This window comes from Pseudomonas pichavaramensis (assembly GCF_050473265.1).
Classification (GTDB): domain Bacteria; phylum Pseudomonadota; class Gammaproteobacteria; order Pseudomonadales; family Pseudomonadaceae; genus Aquipseudomonas.
This window is the reverse complement of the sequence record NZ_JBJKFJ010000005.1, coordinates 56,647-77,262: the sequence shown is the minus strand read 5'-3', so window position 1 is coordinate 77,262 and position 20,616 is coordinate 56,647. Positions and strand designations below refer to the sequence as shown.

Annotated in this window: 23 protein-coding genes; 2 read left to right on the top strand and 21 right to left on the bottom strand. The window is 62.5% G+C overall.

Features of this window, described 5'->3' with window-relative positions; genetic code table 11:
* Nucleotides 1-114: 114 nt before the first annotated feature.
* The 11 genes from ACJRW5_RS09825 to ACJRW5_RS09775 form a co-directional block, all read right to left on the bottom strand.
* Nucleotides 115-1,104 carry a DNA polymerase III subunit delta' gene (locus ACJRW5_RS09825; RefSeq protein WP_484570337.1) on the bottom strand — a complete coding sequence of 330 codons (990 nt, stop codon included), beginning with the start codon at nt 1,102-1,104 and terminating at the stop codon, nt 115-117.
* Complete coding sequence (gene tmk / locus ACJRW5_RS09820; RefSeq protein WP_484570336.1) at nt 1,097-1,729, bottom strand: dTMP kinase; 633 nt, start codon at nt 1,727-1,729, stop codon at nt 1,097-1,099. Before tmk ends, ACJRW5_RS09825 begins: the two co-directional genes overlap by 8 nt.
* Before the next feature lie 9 nt (nt 1,730-1,738).
* Complete coding sequence (gene mltG, locus ACJRW5_RS09815; RefSeq protein ID WP_484570335.1) at nt 1,739-2,794, bottom strand: endolytic transglycosylase MltG; 1,056 nt, start codon at nt 2,792-2,794, stop codon at nt 1,739-1,741.
* Nucleotides 2,795-2,797: 3 nt separating this feature from the next.
* Nucleotides 2,798-3,613, bottom strand: coding sequence for an aminodeoxychorismate lyase (pabC, locus tag ACJRW5_RS09810; protein ID WP_484570334.1), 816 nt, complete (start codon nt 3,611-3,613; stop codon nt 2,798-2,800).
* Nucleotides 3,613-4,857 carry a beta-ketoacyl-ACP synthase II gene (gene fabF / locus ACJRW5_RS09805; RefSeq protein WP_484570333.1) on the bottom strand — a complete coding sequence of 415 codons (1,245 nt, stop codon included), beginning with the start codon at nt 4,855-4,857 and terminating at the stop codon, nt 3,613-3,615. Before fabF ends, pabC begins: the two co-directional genes overlap by 1 nt.
* Before the next feature lie 111 nt (nt 4,858-4,968).
* Nucleotides 4,969-5,205, bottom strand: coding sequence for an acyl carrier protein (gene acpP, locus ACJRW5_RS09800; RefSeq protein WP_159972594.1), 237 nt, complete (start codon nt 5,203-5,205; stop codon nt 4,969-4,971).
* Nucleotides 5,206-5,431: 226 nt separating this feature from the next.
* Nucleotides 5,432-6,175 carry a 3-oxoacyl-ACP reductase FabG gene (gene fabG / locus ACJRW5_RS09795; RefSeq protein ID WP_484570332.1) on the bottom strand — a complete coding sequence of 248 codons (744 nt, stop codon included), beginning with the start codon at nt 6,173-6,175 and terminating at the stop codon, nt 5,432-5,434.
* A 15-nt stretch (nt 6,176-6,190) separates the two neighbouring features.
* Nucleotides 6,191-7,129 (bottom strand): ACP S-malonyltransferase, encoded by a 939-nt coding sequence (gene fabD, locus ACJRW5_RS09790; RefSeq protein ID WP_484570331.1) that lies wholly within the window; start codon nt 7,127-7,129, stop codon nt 6,191-6,193.
* Between the two features lie 126 nt (nt 7,130-7,255).
* Nucleotides 7,256-8,266 (bottom strand): phosphate acyltransferase PlsX, encoded by a 1,011-nt coding sequence (gene plsX, locus ACJRW5_RS09785; RefSeq protein WP_484570330.1) that lies wholly within the window; start codon nt 8,264-8,266, stop codon nt 7,256-7,258.
* A 3-nt stretch (nt 8,267-8,269) separates the two neighbouring features.
* Complete coding sequence (rpmF, locus tag ACJRW5_RS09780) at nt 8,270-8,452, bottom strand: 50S ribosomal protein L32 (protein WP_025167420.1); 183 nt, start codon at nt 8,450-8,452, stop codon at nt 8,270-8,272.
* Nucleotides 8,453-8,465: 13 nt separating this feature from the next.
* Nucleotides 8,466-8,993 (bottom strand): YceD family protein, encoded by a 528-nt coding sequence (locus tag ACJRW5_RS09775; protein ID WP_484570329.1) that lies wholly within the window; start codon nt 8,991-8,993, stop codon nt 8,466-8,468.
* 109 nt (nt 8,994-9,102) lie between these two features.
* Between ACJRW5_RS09775 and ACJRW5_RS09770 the strand changes: the two genes are divergently transcribed.
* Nucleotides 9,103-9,684 (top strand): Maf family protein, encoded by a 582-nt coding sequence (locus ACJRW5_RS09770; RefSeq protein WP_484570328.1) that lies wholly within the window; start codon nt 9,103-9,105, stop codon nt 9,682-9,684.
* A 44-nt stretch (nt 9,685-9,728) separates the two neighbouring features.
* Here ACJRW5_RS09770 and sppA read toward each other — a convergent pair whose 3' ends face one another.
* From sppA to rluC, 3 genes are read right to left on the bottom strand one after another with little or no spacing between them, the layout of a single operon-like run.
* The gene (gene sppA, locus ACJRW5_RS09765) at nt 9,729-10,706 is read right to left on the bottom strand and encodes a signal peptide peptidase SppA (RefSeq protein WP_484570327.1); all 978 of its coding nucleotides are present in this window, start codon (nt 10,704-10,706) and stop codon (nt 9,729-9,731) included.
* Entirely contained in the window at nt 10,696-11,391 is a 696-nt protein-coding gene (locus ACJRW5_RS09760; RefSeq protein ID WP_484570326.1) for an HAD-IA family hydrolase, read from the bottom strand. Before ACJRW5_RS09760 ends, sppA begins: the two co-directional genes overlap by 11 nt.
* Nucleotides 11,384-12,337, bottom strand: a complete 954-nt coding sequence (rluC, locus tag ACJRW5_RS09755) for a 23S rRNA pseudouridine(955/2504/2580) synthase RluC (RefSeq protein WP_484570325.1) — start codon at nt 12,335-12,337, stop codon at nt 11,384-11,386. The genes ACJRW5_RS09760 and rluC overlap by 8 nt, the downstream gene beginning before the upstream one ends.
* A gap of 555 nt (nt 12,338-12,892) precedes the next feature.
* Here rluC and rne point away from each other — a divergent pair.
* Nucleotides 12,893-15,949 carry a ribonuclease E gene (gene rne, locus ACJRW5_RS09750; protein ID WP_484570324.1) on the top strand — a complete coding sequence of 1,019 codons (3,057 nt, stop codon included), beginning with the start codon at nt 12,893-12,895 and terminating at the stop codon, nt 15,947-15,949.
* Between the two features lie 115 nt (nt 15,950-16,064).
* On the opposite strand, the gene murB is transcribed toward rne, so the two are convergent.
* The 7 genes from murB to ACJRW5_RS09715 are packed head-to-tail and all read right to left on the bottom strand — an operon-like array spanning nt 16,065 to nt 20,578.
* On the bottom strand, nt 16,065-17,084 hold the full coding sequence (gene murB, locus ACJRW5_RS09745) for a UDP-N-acetylmuramate dehydrogenase (RefSeq protein ID WP_484570323.1): 1,020 nt from the start codon (nt 17,082-17,084) through the stop codon (nt 16,065-16,067).
* A complete protein-coding gene (locus ACJRW5_RS09740; protein ID WP_484570322.1) occupies nt 17,081-17,545 on the bottom strand; it encodes a low molecular weight protein-tyrosine-phosphatase in 465 nt (154 codons plus the stop codon). The genes murB and ACJRW5_RS09740 overlap by 4 nt, the downstream gene beginning before the upstream one ends.
* Nucleotides 17,545-18,309, bottom strand: a complete 765-nt coding sequence (gene kdsB, locus ACJRW5_RS09735) for a 3-deoxy-manno-octulosonate cytidylyltransferase (RefSeq protein ID WP_484570321.1) — start codon at nt 18,307-18,309, stop codon at nt 17,545-17,547. Before kdsB ends, ACJRW5_RS09740 begins: the two co-directional genes overlap by 1 nt.
* Nucleotides 18,310-18,495, bottom strand: a complete 186-nt coding sequence (locus ACJRW5_RS09730; RefSeq protein ID WP_013714804.1) for a Trm112 family protein — start codon at nt 18,493-18,495, stop codon at nt 18,310-18,312. It lies immediately after the preceding gene.
* A gap of 20 nt (nt 18,496-18,515) precedes the next feature.
* Nucleotides 18,516-19,520, bottom strand: coding sequence for a tetraacyldisaccharide 4'-kinase (gene lpxK, locus ACJRW5_RS09725; RefSeq protein WP_484570320.1), 1,005 nt, complete (start codon nt 19,518-19,520; stop codon nt 18,516-18,518).
* Complete coding sequence (locus tag ACJRW5_RS09720; protein ID WP_484570319.1) at nt 19,521-19,949, bottom strand: ExbD/TolR family protein; 429 nt, start codon at nt 19,947-19,949, stop codon at nt 19,521-19,523.
* Nucleotides 19,946-20,578, bottom strand: a complete 633-nt coding sequence (locus ACJRW5_RS09715) for a MotA/TolQ/ExbB proton channel family protein (RefSeq protein WP_037048580.1) — start codon at nt 20,576-20,578, stop codon at nt 19,946-19,948. Before ACJRW5_RS09715 ends, ACJRW5_RS09720 begins: the two co-directional genes overlap by 4 nt.
* Nucleotides 20,579-20,616: the final 38 nt, after the last annotated feature.

The window sequence follows — 20,616 nt, the reverse complement described above, 5'->3', positions numbered from 1 at the left end:
TAGCGTTTATTGCTTAATGATTGATTCTAGGGCCTGTTCATGCTGCTACGCAAACCACCCGATAGCACGCAGCCAGCAGAATGTGACGCCCTGCCGAATCCCGTGATCGTCGGCTCAGCGCCCAGTCGTCGGGAGCGCTGCCCATTGCACCAGCAATGCTTCGAGAAGCAGCACGCGATTGAGGTTGGCTTTGCCGAGCACCTTCTGCCGCTGAGCGAGCAACCACTCCTGAATGGCCAATACCTTGTTCTGTGCGGTTTTGTCCGCCAGATACTGCACCACCTTGCGCATATCGGCCTGGCCCAGCCCCTCCTCGTCCTGAGTCAGCTGGTAACGCAGCATCAGCTGCGCCCAATCACAGAACCAGTCGAACAGCAGGTTCAGTGGCAGCGCGTTCCAGCTTTCCGCCAGTTGGCTCGGCGATATCTGCTGTTTGAGCAGCTTCTTCACGCCCTCCACGGCCTGAGCGCGTTGCTCGCGCACGCCCTGCGCCTGCAAGCGCACGGCTGCCAGCGGTGAACCGCCGGCCAGGGTCAGCAGGTCGCCGCGCTCCTCGTCGCTCAACTCCGGCAGCGCCTGGCTCAGCCAGGTCAGACTCATCGCTGCGCTCGGCAGCGGGCAGGCCTGCTGCACGCAGCGGCTCTTGACGGTCGGCAACAGACGGCTGGGTTGGTGGCTGATGAGCAACAACACGGTATTGCCGGACGGTTCTTCCAGGCTTTTCAGCAGCGCGTTGGCGGCGTTGATGTTCATCGCCTCGGTCGGCTCCAGCAGCACCACCTTGCGTCCGCCGAGTTGCGCAGTCTGCACCACGAACTCGACCAGCTCACGTACCTGGTCGACCTTGATCGGCTTGTCCGCCTCTTCCGGTTCGAGGACGAAGTTGTCCGGATGGGTGCCCGCCGCCAGCAGATGGCAAGACTTGCAGCTACCGCAGGCATCCAGCCCGTTCGGACTGAGGCACAGCAGGCGCTCCATCAGCCGCTCGGCCAGGGCGCGCTTGCCGATTCCGGCCGGACCGTGCAGCAGATAGGCGTGGGCATGCTGAGCGCGCCCCGCCAATTGCTGCCAGAGGTTTTCCTGCCAGGGGTAGACATCAGCCACGGCATGCCTCCAGCAGGCTCGGTAGCAAGGCATCGAGGTCGGCCTGAACCTGGGCCAGTGTCTGCCCAGCATCGATCACGCGATAACGCTGCGGCGCCTGCTCGGCGCGGGCAAGGTAAGCCTGGCGCACCGCCTCGAAGAAGCTGCGCTGTTCCTGCTCGAAGCGATCCAGGCGACCACGTGCAGCGGCACGGGCCAGGCCGACTTCCACCGGCAGGTCGAAAATCAGCGTCAGGTCCGGGCGCAACTCGCCCTGAACGAACTGCTCCAGTTGCGCGATGCGCGCTGTGGACAGGCCACGACCACCGCCCTGATAGGCGTAGGTGGCATCGGTGAAACGATCGCAGAGCACCACGCTGCCATTGGACAGCGCTGGACGAATCACTTGCTGCAGGTGCTGGGCGCGCGCAGCGAACACCAGCAGCAGCTCGGTGTCGGCCGACATCGGCTCGTCACTGGGTGCCAGCAACAACTCACGAATCCGCTCGGCCAGCGGCGTGCCGCCCGGCTCGCGCGTCAGCAGTACATCGATGCCCTGCTCACGCAGGCGCTCGGCCAGGTACTCGCGGTTGGTGCTTTTGCCGGCACCTTCCGGGCCTTCCAGGGTAATGAACAGACCGGTCACGGATTGCCCTTATTCAGTTTCTGCCGCCGCGCGTGGCGCGGGGCTGGAGCGGTAATCGGCGCGGCGCTTGAGCTGATACTCACGCACAGCACGGTTGTGCTCGGCCAGGCTGTTGGAGAACACATGGCTGCCATCGCCCCGGGCGACGAAATACAGCGACTTGCCCTCGCGAGGGTTGAGCGCAGCGTGAATCGCCTCGCGGCCGACCATGGCGATCGGCGTCGGCGGCATGCCATCGATGGTGTAGGTGTTGTAAGGCGTTGGCGTGCGCAGGTCAGCGCGAGTGATGCGGCCGTTATAGCGCTCGCCCATGCCGTAGATCACTGTAGGATCGGTTTGCAAACGCATGCCGATACGCAGACGGCGGACGAACACACCGGCGATCTCGCCACGCTCCTCGGGCACACCGGTTTCCTTCTCGATCATCGACGCCATGATCAACGCATCGTAGGGTTCGCGATACGGCAGTCCGTCTACGCGCTGCTGCCACTCTTCGGCAAGCACCGCTTCAAGCCGGGCATTGGCCTGCTTGAGCAGATCCTCGTCGCTCATGCCGCGCACGAAGCGATAGGTGTCGGGAAAGAAGCGCCCTTCCGGATTCTGCCCAGCGAGCCCCAGACGCTCCATCAGCTCGGCATCGGTCAGATCGGCCAAGCGCTGCTGCAGACGTTCCTGGCTAGCCAGTGCAGCGCGGACCTGGCGGAAGTTCCAGCCTTCCACCAGCGTCATGCTGTACTGCACCACTTCGCCACGCTGCCAAAGGCTCAATACGTCCCTGGCCGTCTGCTCGGGCAACAGGCGGTACTCGCCGCTGTGCAATGCAGGAGCACGCAGATTGAAGCGCCAGTAAAGACGCAGCCAGAAAGCGTTGTCGATCACCCCTTCGGCTTCCAGGCGATTGAGCAAACCACCGGGCGTAGCACCCGCAGGCACTTCCAGAAGCAACTCGTCATTCAGATGCAGGGGCTGTTCGAGCGCCTGTTGCTGTTGCCAGGCGGCAAATACAACCAACAGCAGAGCCAATAGCACGCCGCACTCGAGCAGCAGCAGAATCTTGCGTAGCACCGGTTAATTACTCAATAGGTCACGAACGATGGCCTGCAGTTTACGGGTGACCAGCCCGACCGGCCAGTATCGTTCCTGCAGCGCCCGCACAGGCCAGATGCCGTACAGGCTGTTGCAGAGAAAGACTTCGTCCGCATTCAGCAGTTCGTCATGGGAAATATCACGTAGCTCGATGGGAATACCCAGTTGCTGCGCCTGCTGCAGGATTTCGGCGCGCATCACCCCTGCCACCCCGCAACGCGACAGATCGGCGCTGAGCAAGCGGCCCGCGCGCAGCAGAAACAGATTGCTGTAGACCCCCTCGATCACCCGCCCCGAGGTGTCACGCATCAACCCCTCGGCGCAGTCAGGGTCCTGCCATTCAGCACGTGCCAATACCTGCTCGAGACGATTGAGGTGCTTGAGCCCGGCCAGCAGCGGCTGCTCGGCCAGACGGGTCGCACAGGGGAACAGACGCACGCCCTGCTCGGCATGCTCGGCTGGGTAGTGCGGCATGGGCGCCGCCTGCAGGATACGCAGAGGCTGGCAAGGTTGTGGCGGCGCATAACCGCGCTGCCCCTGGCCACGGGTAACGGTGAGCTTGACCACGCCGTCACCGAGCTGCGCGGCGAACGCCTGCAACTCGCGTTGCATCAGGGTCATGTCGAGGGCAATGGACAGTCGCTGGCAACCTTGGCCAAGACGCACCATGTGCCGCGCCAACAGCGGCATGCGCCCGCCACGCACAGCGATGGTCTCAAACAGACCATCGCCGTAAGCCAGGCCACGGTCGCGAACCGACAACTGCTCGCCGGGCGCACCGTTGACCCAGCTCAGCATCAACCGTGGAACCGACGGAACAGCAGCGAACCGTTAGTGCCGCCAAAGCCGAAGGAGTTCGACAGGGCGATCTCGATTGGCATGGCCTTGGCCTGATGCGCGACGAAGTCCAAGTCGCAGCCTTCGTCCGGCTCATCCAGGTTGATGGTCGGCGGAGCCACCTGATCGCGCAGGGCGAGGATGCTGAAGATCGCCTCGATGGCACCGGCAGCGCCCAGCAGGTGGCCAGTCATCGACTTGGTCGAACTGACCGACAGCTGATAGGCATGCTCACCGAATACGCTTTTTACCGCTGCGACTTCAGCCTTGTCGCCCGCAGGAGTCGAAGTGCCGTGCGCGTTGATGTACTGCACCTGGTCGGCATTGATGCCGGCATCACGCAGAGCGGCGGCCATGCAGCGGGCAGCACCGGCACCGTCCTCGGGTGGTGAGGTCATGTGGAAGGCGTCGCCGCTCATACCGAAGCCGATCAGCTCGGCGTAGATGGTGGCGCCACGCGCCTTGGCGTGTTCCAGCTCTTCCAGTACCAAAGCGCCGGAACCGTCGGACAGGACGAAACCGTCACGCCCCTTGTCCCACGGACGGCTGGCCTTGGTCGGTTCATCGTTACGCGTCGACAGTGCACGCGCCGCGCCGAAACCGCCCATGCCCAGACCGCAGGCTGCCATCTCGGCACCACCGGCGACCATCACGTCAGCTTCGCCGTAGGCAATGTTGCGCGCCGCCATGCCGATGCAGTGGGTGCCCGTGGTGCACGCCGTGGCGATGGCGTAGTTAGGCCCCTGCAGACCCAGGTGAATCGACAGGAAACCGGAAATCATGTTGATGATCGAGCCCGGCACGAAGAACGGCGAAATGCGCCGCGGCCCCTGCTCGTGCAATGACTTGCAGTTGTTCTCGATATTGGTCAGGCCGCCGATACCGGAGCCCATGGCCACACCGATGCGCTCACGATTGGCATCAGTGATGTCCAGCCCGGAATCACGCACGGCCTGATAACAGGCAGCGAGACCGTACTGGATGAACAGGTCGAGCTTGCGCGCCTCCTTGGCGGAGAGGTAATCCTCGACGTTGAAATCCTTGACCGCCCCGCCAAAACGGGTGGAGTAGGCGGACAGGTCCATGTGTTCGATCAGACCGATGCCACTGCGCCCGGCCAAAATGCCCTGCCAGCTGCTCGGCACATCGTTACCCAGCGGCGACAGCATGCCCATACCGGTAACCACGACGCGTCTACGCGACACAGCAATCTCCTCTTGTTCTACTCAGGCGCCACATGCGCCTTGCACGTAAAGAAAAGCCGCACGCCTGTTTAAGGCAGTGCGGCTTTTCTCGGTCAGAAAGCTGACTGTGACTTATTGCGCGTTGGCAGTCACGTAGTCGATGGCTTCCTGAACGGTGGTGATCTTCTCTGCTTGCTCGTCCGGGATCTCGGTCTCGAATTCTTCTTCGAGAGCCATCACCAGCTCAACGGTGTCAAGAGAGTCGGCACCCAGGTCTTCTACGAAGGAAGCGCTGTTGGTGACTTCCTCTTCTTTAACGCCCAGTTGCTCGGCAACGATTTTCTTGACGCGTTCTTCGATGGTGCTCACGTGTTATCACTCCTAATTGGACAAATCCAGGCAGCTGGTAGCGGCCAAGTGTATAGAAAGGGTTTTTAGCATTTCAAGCTGAATGCCGGGGAGCCCCCAGGAACACTTCAACGATCTGTCTATAAACCTGTTGCAGCTTTATAACGGATTTTAGACAGCGACTATGACAGTTTTCTGATGGCTCGCGTCACATTCGTCAGCCTCCGGAGTCTCCGAAGGCCTGTTTTTAGCTCATGTACATACCGCCGTTAACCGGAATAGTAGCCCCGGTCACGTAGGCTGCGCCATCGGAAGCCAGAAAACCGACCACCTTGGCAATTTCTTCTGCCTGACCCAGACGGCCCAGCGGAATCTGTGTCAGCAGCGCGTCACGCTGCGCTTCCGGCAGCTCACGGGTCATGTCGGTATCGATGAAACCAGGGGCAACCGAGTTGACCGTAATACCACGAGAACCCACTTCACGCGCCAGAGCACGGCCGAAGCCTTCCAAGCCCGCCTTGGCGGCCGCGTAGTTGGCCTGCCCGGCGTTGCCCATGGCACCGACCACCGAACCGATGTTGATGATACGACCGAAGCGCGCCTTGGTCATGCTGCGCAGCACGCCCTTGGACAGACGGAACAGGCTGTTGAGGTTGGTATCGATGACATCGGTCCACTCGTCGTCCTTCATGCGCAGCATGAGGTTATCGCGGGTGATACCGGCGTTGTTAACCAGAATGGCCGGGGCGCCGAACTGCTCGGCGATAGCGCTCAGAACACCGTCGACGGACTCGGCGCTGGTCACGTTCAGCTCCATGCCGGTACCGTTGATGCCGTGCTCCTTCAGCGTGGCAGCAATGCGCTCTGCGCCAGCGGCCGAGGTGGCAGTACCGATGACGGTAGCACCCTGACGACCCAGTTCCAGGGCGATTGCCTGGCCGATGCCACGGCTGGCGCCGGTTACCAGCGCGACCTTACCTTGCAGACTCATGCTCGTTCTCCTATCTCAAACCAGCGCTGCGCGAGCGGCAGCAAAGGCTTCTGGGGTATCCAGATTGTGGGTGTTGATGCCTTTGACGCAGCGCTTGTTCAGGCCGCTCAGCACCTTGCCCGGGCCGCATTCGGCCAGATCGGTCACGCCCTGCTCGGACAGGCGGACCATGGATTCGACCCAGCGCACCGGGCTGTACAGCTGCGCCAGCAGATCGGCCTTCAGCGTGGCCAGATCGGAAACCACGGCAGCGCTGACGTTCTGCACCAGCGGAATCTGCGGCGCCTGCCAGTCGAGCGCCTCGACGGCCTCGGCGAAACGCTCGGCAGCCGGCTTCATCAGTGCGCAGTGCGATGGCACGCTGACCGGCAGTGCCATGGCGCGCTTGGCGCCACGCGCCTTGCAACCTTCGATGGCGCGCTCGACGGCGGCGGCGCTACCGGCAATCACCACCTGGCCCGGCGCGTTGAAGTTGACCGCGCTGACCACATCACCCTGCGCAGCTTCGGCGCAGGCAGCCAGCACGTCGGCATCTTCCAGACCGAGAATCGCCGCCATACCGCCCTGCCCGGCCGGCACGGCCTGCTGCATCAGCTGGCCACGACGCTCGACCAGCTTCACCGCATCCGTGAAACCGATGCTGCCAGCGGCAACCAGCGCGGAATACTCACCCAGGCTGTGACCGGCAACGAAAGCCGGCTTGGCGCCACCTTCGGCCTGCCACAGCCGCCACAGGGCGATAGAGGCAGTGAGAATAGCCGGCTGGGTCTTGTCGGTCTGGTTCAGCTGCTCTTCAGGGCCTTGCTGGGTCAGCGCCCAGAGATCGTAACCAAGCGCCTCGGAAGCTTCAGCGAAGGTGTCGAGCACCAGTTTCTGCTGAGCACCGTGATCGGAGAGCATGGCCAGAGCTTGCGAGCCCTGACCGGGAAAGACGAATGCGAGGGATGCAGACATGAATAAGTCCCTTGAGTCGAAAAACCAGCGCCAGGCGAGCCTGGCGCAGCAAACTGACAGTTGGATGACAGGCTACGTGCCGCAGTCACATTCCGGCACCCATCACAACGTAAAAACGCGACGAGTCTACAGCAACAAGTCCTCGAGTCGACCATGCAGTCGCTGTGGCAGATTCTCCTGCACCTCACGCAACGCACAGCGAATGGCGCTCTGGAAACTCTCCTGCCCAGCCGCGCCATGACTCTTGACGACAATGCCCTGCAAACCGAGAAAACTCGCACCATTGTGCCTGGCCGGCGCCAGATCGGCCTTGAGACGGCGCAACAGCGGCATGGCCAACGCACCAATGGCCTGCGCAAACAATCCTTCGTTAAACAGCGCCTCGACCCGCCCGGTAACCATTCGTGCCAACCCCTCACTGGACTTGAGCAGGATATTGCCGACGAAACCGTCGCATACCACCACATCAGCCTCGCCGCGATACATGCCGTCGCCTTCTATATAGCCGACGAAGTTCAAGCCATGCGCCTGCTGCAGCATATTGGCCGCCAGCTTGACCTGCTGATTGCCCTTGATGTCCTCGGTGCCGACATTGAGCAAAGCGATTCGCGGCCGAGGGACGCCCAGCGTCTCGGCAGCAACCGCGCCCATGATCGCGAACTGGTAAAGGTGCTCGGCACTGCAATCGACGTTGGCGCCCAGATCCAGCAGGTAGCAATGACCGCGCTCGGTGGGTATCGGGCTGACCATCGCCGGCCGATCGATTCCAGGCAAGGTCTTGAGTACGTAGCGCGACAGCGCCATCAGCGCACCGGTATTGCCGGCACTGACGCAGGCATGAGCCTGGCGCTGACGCACCAGCTCCAGCGCCACGCGCATCGAGGCATCGGGCTTGCCGCGCAATGCTTGCGCCGGACGCTCATCCATGGCGATCACTTCGCTGGCATGCTGAACCTGCAGGCGCGCACGATCGACGCCAGACTGGCGAGCGAGCTGTTCTTCGATGAGGGGAGCTTGACCGACAAGGGTCAGGTGTAGCGAGGGGAATTCGGCCAGCGCAGAAATACAGGCCGGAACAATGCAGTGGGGACCGAAGTCCCCACCCATTGCATCAATCGCGATGATCGAGGCGGACAAGGATTACTCGTCAGCGCCCTTGTCGATCACTTTGCGACCGCGGTATACGCCTTCCGGAGAAACGTGGTGGCGCAGGTGAACTTCACCGGTGCTCTTCTCTACGGACAGGGCGTTACCTTCGAGCGCGTCGTGCGAACGGCGCATATCGCGGGCGGAACGGGATTTTTTGTTCTGCTGAACAGCCATAACTCATTAACTCCTAAACGTTTGGGTCACGCTTTAACTGCGCCAATACACTGAACGGGTTGGACCGCGATACCTCGTCCTCGCCCGGCGCGGGCTCATCGAGACCGTCCGGCTGCTGGCAATCACCTGGGGCATGAGCAGGAACGATCGGCAGGGCGAGTAGCAATTCATCCTCGACCAGACCGAGCAGCTCCAGCGGCTCTTCACCCACTTCCAGCACGTCGTAGCCCTTCGGCAAGGACTGAGTGTTCGCTCCAACCCGAACCACCGCGTATTCACATTCGCTGCGGATGGGTAGCGCGACCAGCTCCAGACAACGCTGGCAGACCATTTTGACCTCAACCTCGAGCTCGCTGCGGATCACCACAGTTTTCTGCTCGTCACGCCCGAACTGAAACTTCGCCTGCACCGCACCCGCCGTATCGGCAAGCGGGTCGCAGAGACGCAGCAGGCTGGCCAGTTCGAGCTGCCCTTCGAGGGTAGCTTCGCGGTCGGCGAGCTTGCGCGGATCAACGTGAGGTGGAATCGGCCCATTCAACATAGGCGCAGCATTCTAGGGATGCACCCTGCCGCTGTCAAAGGAAATTCAGCCTGTATTCACCCAGGCACGACCAGTAGAATTTCTCGCCCACCTATATAAGGAAGAGAACATGCCCGCGCTGCTGCTCGCCTCCAGCTCCCCCTACCGCCGCGAACTACTCGAGCGCCTGCAACTGCCCTTCACCTGGCAGTCACCAAGCATCGACGAAACGCGCCTGATAGGCGAAGCCGGTATCGACCTGGTCAAACGCCTGGCCGAGGCAAAAGCCCGCGCACTGGCCGACCAACACCGCGACCACCTGATCATCGGCTCGGACCAGGTCGCCATCCTCAGCGACGGCCAGATTCTCGGCAAACCCCACGACCTGCCGAGGGCACAACAACAACTGCGCGCCGCCAGCGGCAGCAGCGTCACATTCCTCACCGGCCTGGCCCTGCTCAATACCAACAGCAACCAGTGCCAAGTCGACTGCATCCCCTTCACCGTGCATTTTCGCTCGCTCGATGACGGGCAGATCCTGCGCTACCTGCAGCGCGAGCAACCTTTCGACTGCGCCGGCAGCTTCAAATCCGAAGGACTGGGCATCAGCCTGTTTCGCAGCACGGAAGGCGAAGATGCCAGCAGCCTGATCGGCCTGCCGCTGATCCGCCTGGTGGACATGCTACTGAACGAAGGCGTCGAGATTCCCTGACCCACTGATGAAGAAGGCCCGTCAAACGGGCCTTCCTTTATTCCTCACTGCAGTGTCGGCCCCTGAAAGCCCATCCACAGCGCGATACGATCCGCCACACTGGTACCCAGGCGCTTGGCGAAACGGTCGAACGGCGTGTCACGCTGGGTGTAGTCGACCATTTCCTTCTCGCCGATGACCTCGCGCGCCACATAGCTGGCACTGCCCAGGGCATCCACCAGACCAAGCTGCAGAGCCTGCTCGCCGGACCAGATCAAGCCGGAGAACAGCTCGGGATGCTCATCGGCCTTGAGTCGATCACCCCGCCCCTTCTTCACGCTGTCGATGAACTGGCGATGCGTGGTGTCGAGCACGGTCTTCCAGAAGCGCGTTTCCTCTTCCTTCTGCGGCTGGAACGGATCAAGGAAGGCCTTGTGCTCGCCGGAGGTATAGACACGACGCTCGACACCGAGCTTCTCCATGGTATCGACAAAACCGAAGCTGGCCGCCGTGACCCCGATCGAACCGACCAGACTGGCCTTGTCGGCGTAGATCTCGTCCGCAGCACTGGCGATGTAGTAGGCACCGGAAGCCCCAAGATCACTGATCACCGCATAGACCTTGGTCTGCGGGTACTCGCCACGCAGACGACGAATCTCGTCATAGATGTAGCCAGACTGCACGGGACTGCCACCCGGACTGTTGATGCGCAGGATCACACCCTTGGTGTTGGTATCCTCGAACGCCGCACGCAGACTGCCCACCACCTTGTCGGCACTGGCTTCCTCACGGTCAGCGATCATGCCACGAATCTCGATCAGCGCCGTGTGCGCAGTCGTGGTCGAGGTCGACTTCAGATCGAGAGCTGGCAACACCAGGGCCAGAGCTCCGAATAGATAGATGAAAGTCAGCAGCTTGAAGAAGATCCCCCAGCGACGCGAACGACGCTGCTCCTGAACCCCCGCCAACAGAGTCTTTTCCAGCAGTTTCCAGCTCTTGGCATCCTCGCCCGACGACGACGATGACTTCCACTCATCCGACATGCTCACTCACCTCTGAAGGTTGCTGCGCATGGCGGCCTTCCAGCCACGCACGCAGCTCATTGAATTCATTAATTGCCAAACGCGGTGCACATTCACGTAAAACCGACAACGGCTGAGCACCGAAACCGACCGCAACGGCATCCATGCCAGCGTTACGCGCCATCAGCAGGTCGAAGGTCGAGTCCCCCACCATCAACGCCCGTTCGGGCTGCACCCGGCAATGCGCAAGAATCTCATGCAACATCAGCGGATCCGGCTTGCTCGCCGTCTCGTCAGCGCAGCGGGTGATATCGAAGAAATCCAGCCAGCCCTTGTCCGCCAACACCCGATGCAGCCCCTTGCGCCCCTTGCCGGTCGCGACCGCAAGACGATACCCCTGCTCACGAAAGACCTCGAGCGACTCGCGCACGCCTTCGAACAATGGTGACGGCTCGGTTTCCAGCACCAGATACTGTTCGCTATAGGCGCGCCGGATGGTTTCGATTGCCGCCGGCTCGGCGAGTTCCGGATAGAGCGTGCTGATCGCCACACCCAGCTCCAGACCGATGATGCCGCGCACCGCAGCATCGCTACAGCGCGGCACACCCGCGATATCGGCAGCGCGATGCATGGCCTCGACGATACGACCAATGGAGTCCACCAGCGTGCCATCCCAATCGAAAACCAGCAGCTGATAGTCAGGCACTCAGACGCTCCACGGTCTTGGCCCATACCTCGTCGACTGGCGCCTCGAGCTTCAACACACCGCCATCAGGCAGGGGGACGTGCAATTCGTATGCGTGCAGGAACAGGCGCTTGCCGCCCAGCTCACGAATCTCGCGAGTGAACTCATCGTCGCCGTACTTGGAGTCACCGGCAATGGAGTGCCCGGCATGCTTGGCATGCACGCGAATCTGATGCGTACGCCCGGTCACCGGCTTGGCCTCGACCAGCGTGGCGAAATCACCGAAGCGGCGCAGCACACGGAACAGGGTCAGCGCTTCCTTGCCCTCGCTGTCGACCTCGACCATGCGCTCACCGGAACGCAAATTGCTCTTCTGCAGCGGCGCATTGACCTGCTTCTTCGCCGTTGCCCAATGACCACGAACCAGCGCCATATAACGCTTGTCGACACCATCACCACGCAACTGCTCGTGCAGATGACGCAGCATGCTGCGCTTCTTGGCGATCATCAGCAGGCCGGAGGTATCGCGATCGAGACGGTGCACCAGCTCCAGATCCTTGGCATCCGGGCGCAGCTGACGGAAGGCTTCGATCACTCCGTAATTGAGCCCGCTGCCGCCATGCACAGCGATGCCGGCCGGCTTGTTGAGCACGATCAGCGCCTTGTCTTCATAGACAATCGCCGCCTCCAGGCGTTCAAGCAGGCCTTGCGCAAGCGGCTCAGGCTCGTCACGCTCGGCCAGACGCAACGGCGGCACGCGCACCACGTCGCCAGCCTGCAGCTTGTATTCAGGCTTGATCCGCCCCTTGTTCACGCGCACTTCGCCTTTACGCAGAATGCGATAGATCAGGGTCTTGGGCACGCCCTTGAGCTGCGTCCGAAGGAAGTTGTCAATGCGTTGGCCGGCGAGTTCCGGTGCAACCTCGATCAGCTGGACGCCGGAGGTTGGAGAGGCAGGAGTAGTCATCGCGCAATCATAACAATTTTTTATGGAATTGAAGCACTTAATCATTACTGCTATAGTCGCGAACGCCGCCAAAAGTGGCCTGGCCTGCGGATGATCGCCAACCTTGCCATCCCCTGCCCGCGCAACCCTTTCAGGACGTGAGGCCGTCCGACGGATTGTTCAGCCTGTGAAGAATTCGGAAACAACGCCTTGAGTATGATGCGCGACTCGCCCAATGGGCGGTCGCGGTAAATAGAACCGCTGCGGAATCCGCGCGGCACCCGATTTTCAGCGATACGTGTAGGGTGGAGATGTACAACTGTCGGCCTGCGTAGCCTTAGCTTGATCAAAGACGCCTCATCTCGTCCGCGACCGCCAGTTGATTCCTCCTCCTGACTGAGTGCTTTCTGTCACCACAGCAAGCAGGAAGACGTCCGTCGCGACCGCCGCTCTGCGGATCGGCCGTCGCTCGACAGAGGAACGATTTACGACCGTTTCTGACGCGCCTGACACCGACCCTGAGAGTCGTGTGTGCCTAACGTGGCTTCCGGTAGCCCCGGAACCCATTGGTACCACATGAAAAGAATGTTGATTAACGCAACTCAGCCCGAAGAGTTGCGTGTAGCCCTGGTAGACGGCCAAAAACTCTACGACCTGGACATCGAGTCCGGCGCCCGCGAACAGAAGAAGGCCAATATCTACAAAGGCCGTATAACTCGCGTAGAACCCAGCCTCGAAGCAGCCTTCGTCGACTTCGGCTCCGAACGTCACGGCTTCCTCCCCCTCAAAGAAATCTCCCGCGAATACTTCTCCAAGGCCCCTGAAGGCGGCCGCATCAACATCAAGGATGTGCTCAAGGAAGGCCAGGAAGTCATCGTCCAGGTCGAGAAGGAAGAGCGCGGCAACAAGGGCGCAGCCCTGACCACCTTCATCAGCCTGGCCGGTCGTTACCTGGTACTGATGCCGAACAACCCGCGTGCCGGTGGCATCAGCCGTCGTATCGAAGGCGAAGAGCGCAACGAACTGCGCGAAGCGCTGAACGGCCTCAACGCCCCTGCGGACATGGGCCTGATCGTGCGCACCGCCGGCCTGGGCCGCTCCAGCGAAGAAATGCAGTGGGACCTCGACTACCTGCTGCAACTGTGGAGCGCCATCAAGGAAGCTTCCACCAGCCGCCCTGCCCCGTTCCTGATCTACCAGGAATCCAACGTCATCATCCGCGCCATCCGCGACTACCTGCGCCAGGACATCGGCGAAGTATTGGTCGACAGCGTCGAAGCCCAGGAAGAGGCCCTGAGTTTCATCCAGCAGGTGATGCCGCAGTACGCCAGCAAGATCAAGCTGTACGAAGACAGCGTGCCGCTGTTCAATCGTTTCCAGATCGAAAGCCAGATCGAAACCGCCTTCCAGCGTGAAGTGAAGCTGCCGTCGGGCGGCTCCATCGTCATCGACCCGACCGAAGCCCTGGTGTCCATCGACATCAACTCGGCGCGCGCCACCAAAGGCAGCGACATCGAGGAAACCGCGCTGCAGACCAACCTGGAAGCGGCCGAGGAAATCGCCCGCCAACTGCGTCTGCGTGATATTGGCGGCCTGATCGTCATCGACTTCATCGACATGACCCCGGCCAAGAACCAGCGCGCAGTGGAAGAGAAAGTCCGCGAAGCCCTGGAAGCCGACCGCGCCCGCGTTCAGGTCGGCCGCATCTCACGCTTCGGCTTGCTGGAAATGTCCCGTCAGCGTCTGCGTCCGTCGCTGGGCGAAACCAGCGGCATCGTCTGCCCGCGCTGCAACGGTCAAGGCATCATCCGCGACGTCGAATCCCTGTCGCTGGCTATCCTGCGCCTGATCGAAGAAGAAGCGCTGAAGGACCGCACCGCCGAAGTCCGCGCCCAGGTACCGATCCCGGTCGCCGCCTTCCTGCTCAACGAGAAGCGCAACTCGATCACCAAGATCGAACTGCGCACCCGCGCGCGCATCGTGATCCTGCCGAACGATCACCTGGAAACCCCGCACTTCGAAGTGCAGCGCCTGCGTGACGACAGCCCGGAAGCCCTGAGCAGCCAGACCAGCTACGAAATCGCCGCCACCACCGAAGCCGAGGATGCCGCTGCACACCCGGCAGCCGCGACTCGCACCCTGGTTCGCCAGGAAGCCGCGATCAAGGCTGCCCCGCGCAGCAACGCGCCGGTCGCTGCCGAGCCACAAGCTCCGCTGGCGCCTGCACAAGCGCCGGAGCCAAGCCTGTTCAAAGGCCTGGTGAAGTCCCTGGTCAGCCTGTTCGCCGGTAAGGAAGAAGAAGCCCAGCCGGCCGTGGTAGAGAAGAAGAGCAACGAGCGTCCACCACGCGAAGAGCGTCGCAACGGTCGTCAGCAGAGCCGTAACCGTGGTGGCCGTCGTGGTGACGACGAGCGCAAACCGCGTGAAGAACGCGCACCACGCGAAGAGCGTCAGCCGCGCGAGCCGCGTGAAGAACGCCAACCTCGTGAAGAGCGTCAGCCGCGTGAAGAACGTGCGCCACGCGAACCACGTGAAGGCCAGGAAAATCGCCGCGAGCGCAAACCACGTGAAGAGCGCGCACCGCGCGAAGAACGTGTACGCGAACTGCGCGAGCCGCTGGATGCCGGCAACGAGCAACGTGAAGAACGCGCCGAGCGTCAGCCGCGTGGCGAGCGCCAGGAGCGTCAGCGTCCGCCGCGTGAGGAGCGTCAGCCGCGCGCCGAGCAGGCCGAGGCCACTCAGGACGAAGCACTGCCGAACGAAGAACAGCTGCAAGATGACGAGCAAGGCAATGGCGAGAACGAGCGTCCGCGTCGTCGCTCCCGTGGCCAGCGTCGCCGCAGCAACCGCCGTGAGCGTCAGCGCGATGCCGATGGCAACCCGATCGAGAATGCCGAAAGCAGCGAAAACGCCGCTGACGAAGCCCCGGCAAGCACGCCGGCTGCAGTAGCAACTGCCGCTGCCGTGGTCGCCGAGAGCGTCGACAGCAGCGAGGCCGTGGCCAGCGAAGCAGCACCTGCCGATGCCGATCCGGTCGCCGCCGAAGCGCCGCTGACCCAGCGCAGCGAAGTCGAAGCCGTACAACCGGAAGCTGCGCAAGCCGCCCCGGTCCAGACTGAAGCCGAAGCTGTCGTGCAAGCCGAAGAAACCGCTGCCGTGGTCGAAACCCCGGTAGAGCAAGCACCGGTTGCCGAAGCGGTCGAGCCGGTACAGCCTGTGGCCGAAGTTGCTGAAGCGCCTGCTCCGGCACCGGCTGTAGAGGCAACAGTTGTAGAGACCACTGTGGTCGAAGCTGCTCCTGTCGAAACCGCTCCAGTCGTCGAGGCACCTGCTGCAGTACCGGCCAACGCCACCGGCCGCGCCTCGAATGACCCGCGCGAAGTGCGTCGCCGTCAGCGCGAAGCCGAGCGCCTGGCCCGCGAAGCAGCCGAAAGCGCCCCCGCCCCCGTGGTCGAAGCGCCGGTAGCTGCCGAGCCCAGCGCTGCAGTAGAAGCTGAAGTCGCCGCCACTGAAAGCGAGCCCACTGTTACTGAAAGTCCTGTCGCCAGCGAGCCTAGTGCGAGCGAAGCGGTAGAACCTGCGCAGCCGGAAGAAGAAGTGAAGAGCGAGGAAGAGATCAAACCTCAGGTTTGATTCTCCCGCGCAGCAAAAAGGGGATGCCTAGGCATCCCCTTTTTTATATCCGCGTTTTAACAACAGCTCCGGCAAAACGTAGCCCGGATGAAATCCGGTGATAAGCGCCGCCAGATCAAAGCACGTTGGGCTCGATTTCCAGTGGAACGCCAAATCGGCCCAGGATATCGCTCTGAATGCGCTGCGCCAGTTGCAGTAATTGCGCGCCCGTGGCGTTACCGTAGTTGACCAGCACCAGCGCCTGCAAACGATGCACACCGGCATCGCCTTCACGATAGCCCTTCCAGCCGGCACGCTCGATCAGCCAGCCTGCCGCCAACTTGACCAGACCAACACCCGCCGGATAGCTGACCAGATCGGCATGCTCAGCGCGAATGCGCTCAGCCAGCTCGAACGACACCACTGGATTCTTGAAGAAGCTGCCGGCATTGCCCAGCTCAGCCGGGTTGGGCAGTTTCTCACTGCGAATGGCGCAGATCGCCCGACCGACATCGCTCGCCGTCGGTGCTTCAACCCCCATTTCGCTCAGGCGCTGACGCACCGGCCCGTAATCCAGCCGCAACGCAGCCTGGCGCACGAAACGAAAGCGCACGCGCAGGATCAGCCAACGCCCAGCCTCGCGCTTGAACAGGCTGTCGCGGTAGGCAAAGGCACACTCCTCCAGCGCGAACTCGCGCAGCTCACCGCTCTGCCGATCAAGCGCAGTCAGCCCGGCGAACAGGTCCTTGACCTCGACCCCGTAGGCCCCGATGTTCTGCATCGGCGCAGCGCCCACGGTACCGGGAATCAGGCTGAGGTTCTCTAGGCCACCAAGGCCCTGCGCCAGGCTCCACTGCACGAAAGGATGCCAGGGCTCGCCGGCCTCAGCTTCGACCAGCACCTGCTCGCCATCATCCTCGAGAACACGAATGCCCCGGCTGGCCATGCGCAGCACCAACGCCTCGACATCGGCAGTCAGCAGCAGGTTGCTGCCACCACCAATCACCAGCAGCGGCAAGTCTCGCTGTTCGGCCAGATTCAGCGCCTCGCGCACCTCGGTATCGTCATGCACCTCGACAAACAGGCGCGCGCGCGCCTCGACGCCAAAGCTGTTGAATGGCTTGAGCGAAACGTCGCTCTGCAAGTTGAGTGTCACAGACGCCCCTTGATCTCGATCAGCAACGCATCGCTGGCTTGTTCGATCAGGTCCAGCACCTGCTCGAAGCCGTCCTCACCGCCGTAATAGGGATCAGGCACCTCATCCAGCGCCAGTTCGTAGCGACGCAGATAGAGATCAAGATCGGCGCGCGCGTTGGCCGGACGCAGTGCCTGCAGGTTACGCAGGTTGCTCTGGTCCATAGCCAGGATCAGATCGAAGCGCTGGAAATCCGCCGCCTCGACCTGACGTGCACGCTGCGCCGACAGGTCATAGCCACGGCGCTGCGCCGCCTGGCGGGTACGACTGTCCGGCGCCTTGCCCACGTGCCAGTCACCGGTACCGGCGGAATCCACCTGCACCTGACCGTCCAGACCAGCAGCGCGCAGCTTGTGGCGAAATACGCCTTCAGCGGTCGGCGAGCGGCAGATATTGCCCAGGCAAACGAAAAGAACCTTCATCAGGCCCCCAGCAGGTGGCGAACCCGCTCCAGGTCTTCGGCTGTATCGACACCGGCGGCCGGAGCCTCGAGAGCATCGGCAACATGGATGCGTACGCCGTTATACAGGGCACGCAGTTGCTCCAGGCATTCGGTGTCTTCCAACCAGCACGAGCCCCAGGCGACGAAGTCATGCAGGAAACCGGCGCGGTAGGCGTAGATGCCGATATGGCGGCGATACGGCACACCTGCTGGCAGCTCGTCGCGGCTCCTGGCGAAGGCATCGCGCGCCCAGGCCAGCGGCGCGCGACTGAAGGTCAGAGCCAGGCCGTTTTTGTCAGCCACTACCTTGACCACGTTGGGGTTGAACAGCGCTGCGACGTCCTCGATCGGCTCGGCCAGCGTGGCGATGCCGGCCTGCGGATTGGCCGCCAGGTTGGCTGCCACCTGATCGATGATCTTCGGCGGAATAAGTGGCTCGTCGCCCTGCACGTTGACCACGATGGCATCGGCAGACAAACCGAGCTGGGTGGCCACTTCGGCCAGGCGGTCGGTGCCGGAGTTGTGATCCTCGCGGGTCAGCAGCACCTCAGCGCCGAACGCCTGGCAGGCTTCGACGATGCGTGCATCGTCGGTGGCGATCACCACGCGGCTGGCCGAACTTTTCTTGGCCTGTTCCCAGACGTGCTGCACCATGGGCTTGCCGGCGATGTCCTGCAGCGGCTTGCCTGGCAGGCGGGTGGAGGCATAACGGGCTGGAATGACGACGGTGAAAGCTGCGCTCATTTACTTGTCCAGACGCTCATCGGTATTCAGGGTGCGGGCTTCGCTCTCCAGCATTACCGGAATGCCGTCGCGAATCGGGTAGGCCACACCGGCACCCTTGCTGATCAGTTCGGTTTTGTCTTCGGAGAGCTGCAGCGGGCCCTTGCAGATCGGGCAGGCGAGGATATCGAGCAGTTTGAGGTCCATGACGCAGTCCTTGGATGGGGTCAGGAGGACCCCGGTATGAGGCGAGCCAATGCCGCATCCAGCCAATCGACGAAGGCCTGTGTAGGCACGGCATCGACGGCCAGGTACCACCAGTCGGCGGCGGCAAAGGCCCGGCATTTCACCGCATCCTTCTCGGTCATCAGCAACGGCAGCGAGGGCTCGAAGCTGAGCTGCGCCAGATCGTACTGGGCATGGTCGGCGAAGGGGTGCGGAACCGGCCGCCAGTTTAGCGCTTCGAGGGTATTGAAGAAACGCTGCGGATTGCCAATGCCGGCCACCGCATGCACGCCTTGGCCTCGGGGAAAATGATCCAGCCCGACGCGCTCGCCACTGGCCAGGTTGACCAGCGCAGTGGGCTGCAAACGAAAGGCGAACCCATCGACGCAATCAGCCTCGGCGCCGTTGAACAGCACCGCATCGACCCCATCGAGACGCTCGACAGGCTCGCGCAGCGGCCCGGCCGGCAGACAGCGGCGATTACCCAGGCCACGTGCGGCATCGATCAGCACCAACTCCAGGTCGCGCGCCAGGCGATAGTGCTGCATGCCGTCGTCGCAGAGAATCAGGTCCAGCGGCTCTTCGGCCAGCAGCGCGCGCACCGCACGGCTACGATCCGGGTCGATCATCAGCGGCACATTCGTGCGCTGCACGATCAACAGCGGCTCGTCACCGGCCTGCGCCGCAGGCTGATCGGCACGCACGCGCCAGGGCAGGCTCGGCGGCGCGGCGCCATAGCCGCGACTGACCACACCGACCTTGAGGCCGCGAGCCCGGCAATGTTCGATAAGAAAGAGGATCAGCGGCGTCTTGCCGGTGCCACCGACGGTGATGTTGCCCACCACCAAAACCGGCACCGGAGCGCGGTAGATGGCGCCCTCGCCCGCCAGAAAGCGCGCGCGTTTGACCTGCACCACACGGCGGTACAGCCACTCCAGCGGGCGCAACAGCGCCAACGCCGGGTGACCGCGATACCAGGCCTCGAGCAAGCGATCAGCGGCGCTCAATCAGGGCGCTTCCTGTGCTTCCACCGTGGTCATGCGCAAGTGCGCGAAGCCCAGCTTGCCGGCAGCATCCATGGCTGTGATCACCGCCTGGTGCGGCGTCTTGCCATCGGCGCTGATGATCAATGGCAGGCTGTTGTCACCGTCGGACTCTTTCTGCAGCGCAGCCATCAGATTACTCAGGTTGCTCTCCAGCAGCGCCTTGCCATTGACCGAATAGGCGCCATCAGCACCAATCAGCACTTCGACCTGCTTCAGTTCGGTCTGCTCCGGTGGCGTGCCACTGGCCGCCTCGGGCAAATCGACCTTGAGCTGGGTCTCACGGGTGAAGGTGGTGGTAACCACGAAGAACAGCAGCAGGATGAACACCACGTCGATCAACGAGGCCAGGTTGATCTCGACGTTCTCCCGCGGTTTGCGCCGGAATTTCACGCCTTGCCCTCACCCAGGTCGACGTCACGATCGCCTTGCACCATTTCCACCAGTTTGATCGCTTCCTGCTCCATGCCCACCACCAGCTCATCGACGCGACGTTGCAGGTAGCGGTGGAAGAACAGCGCCGGGATCGCCACGATCAGGCCTGCCGCCGTGGTAATCAACGCCTTGGAGATACCGCCGGCGAGCATCGGCGCATTGGCCATGCCGGCGCCCATGAAGGAGCTGAAAATTTCGATCATGCCCAGCACGGTACCGAGCAGGCCGAGCAACGGTGCGATGCCGGCGATAGTGCCGAGGGCGTTGAGATAACGCTCCAGATCATGAATGACGCGCGCGGCGGCCTCCTCGATGCACTCCTTCATGATCTCGCGACCATGCTTGGAGTTGGCCAGGCCGGCGGCCAGGATCTGCCCGAGCGGCGAATGCTCACGCAGCTCCTTGAGCTTCTGGTTGTTCAGCTTCTTGTCCTTGATCCAGCGCCAGACCTGGGCCAGCAGATTGGCCGGCGTGACGCGGGCGGGCCGCAGGGTCCACAGGCGCTCGGCAACGATACCGGCAGCAGCGATGGAACAGAGAATGATCGGCAGCATCATCCAGCCGCCAGCTTTGACCAGTTCCCACACGGTAGAGATTCCCCCTCGAAAAAGTGGCGCCACTCTAG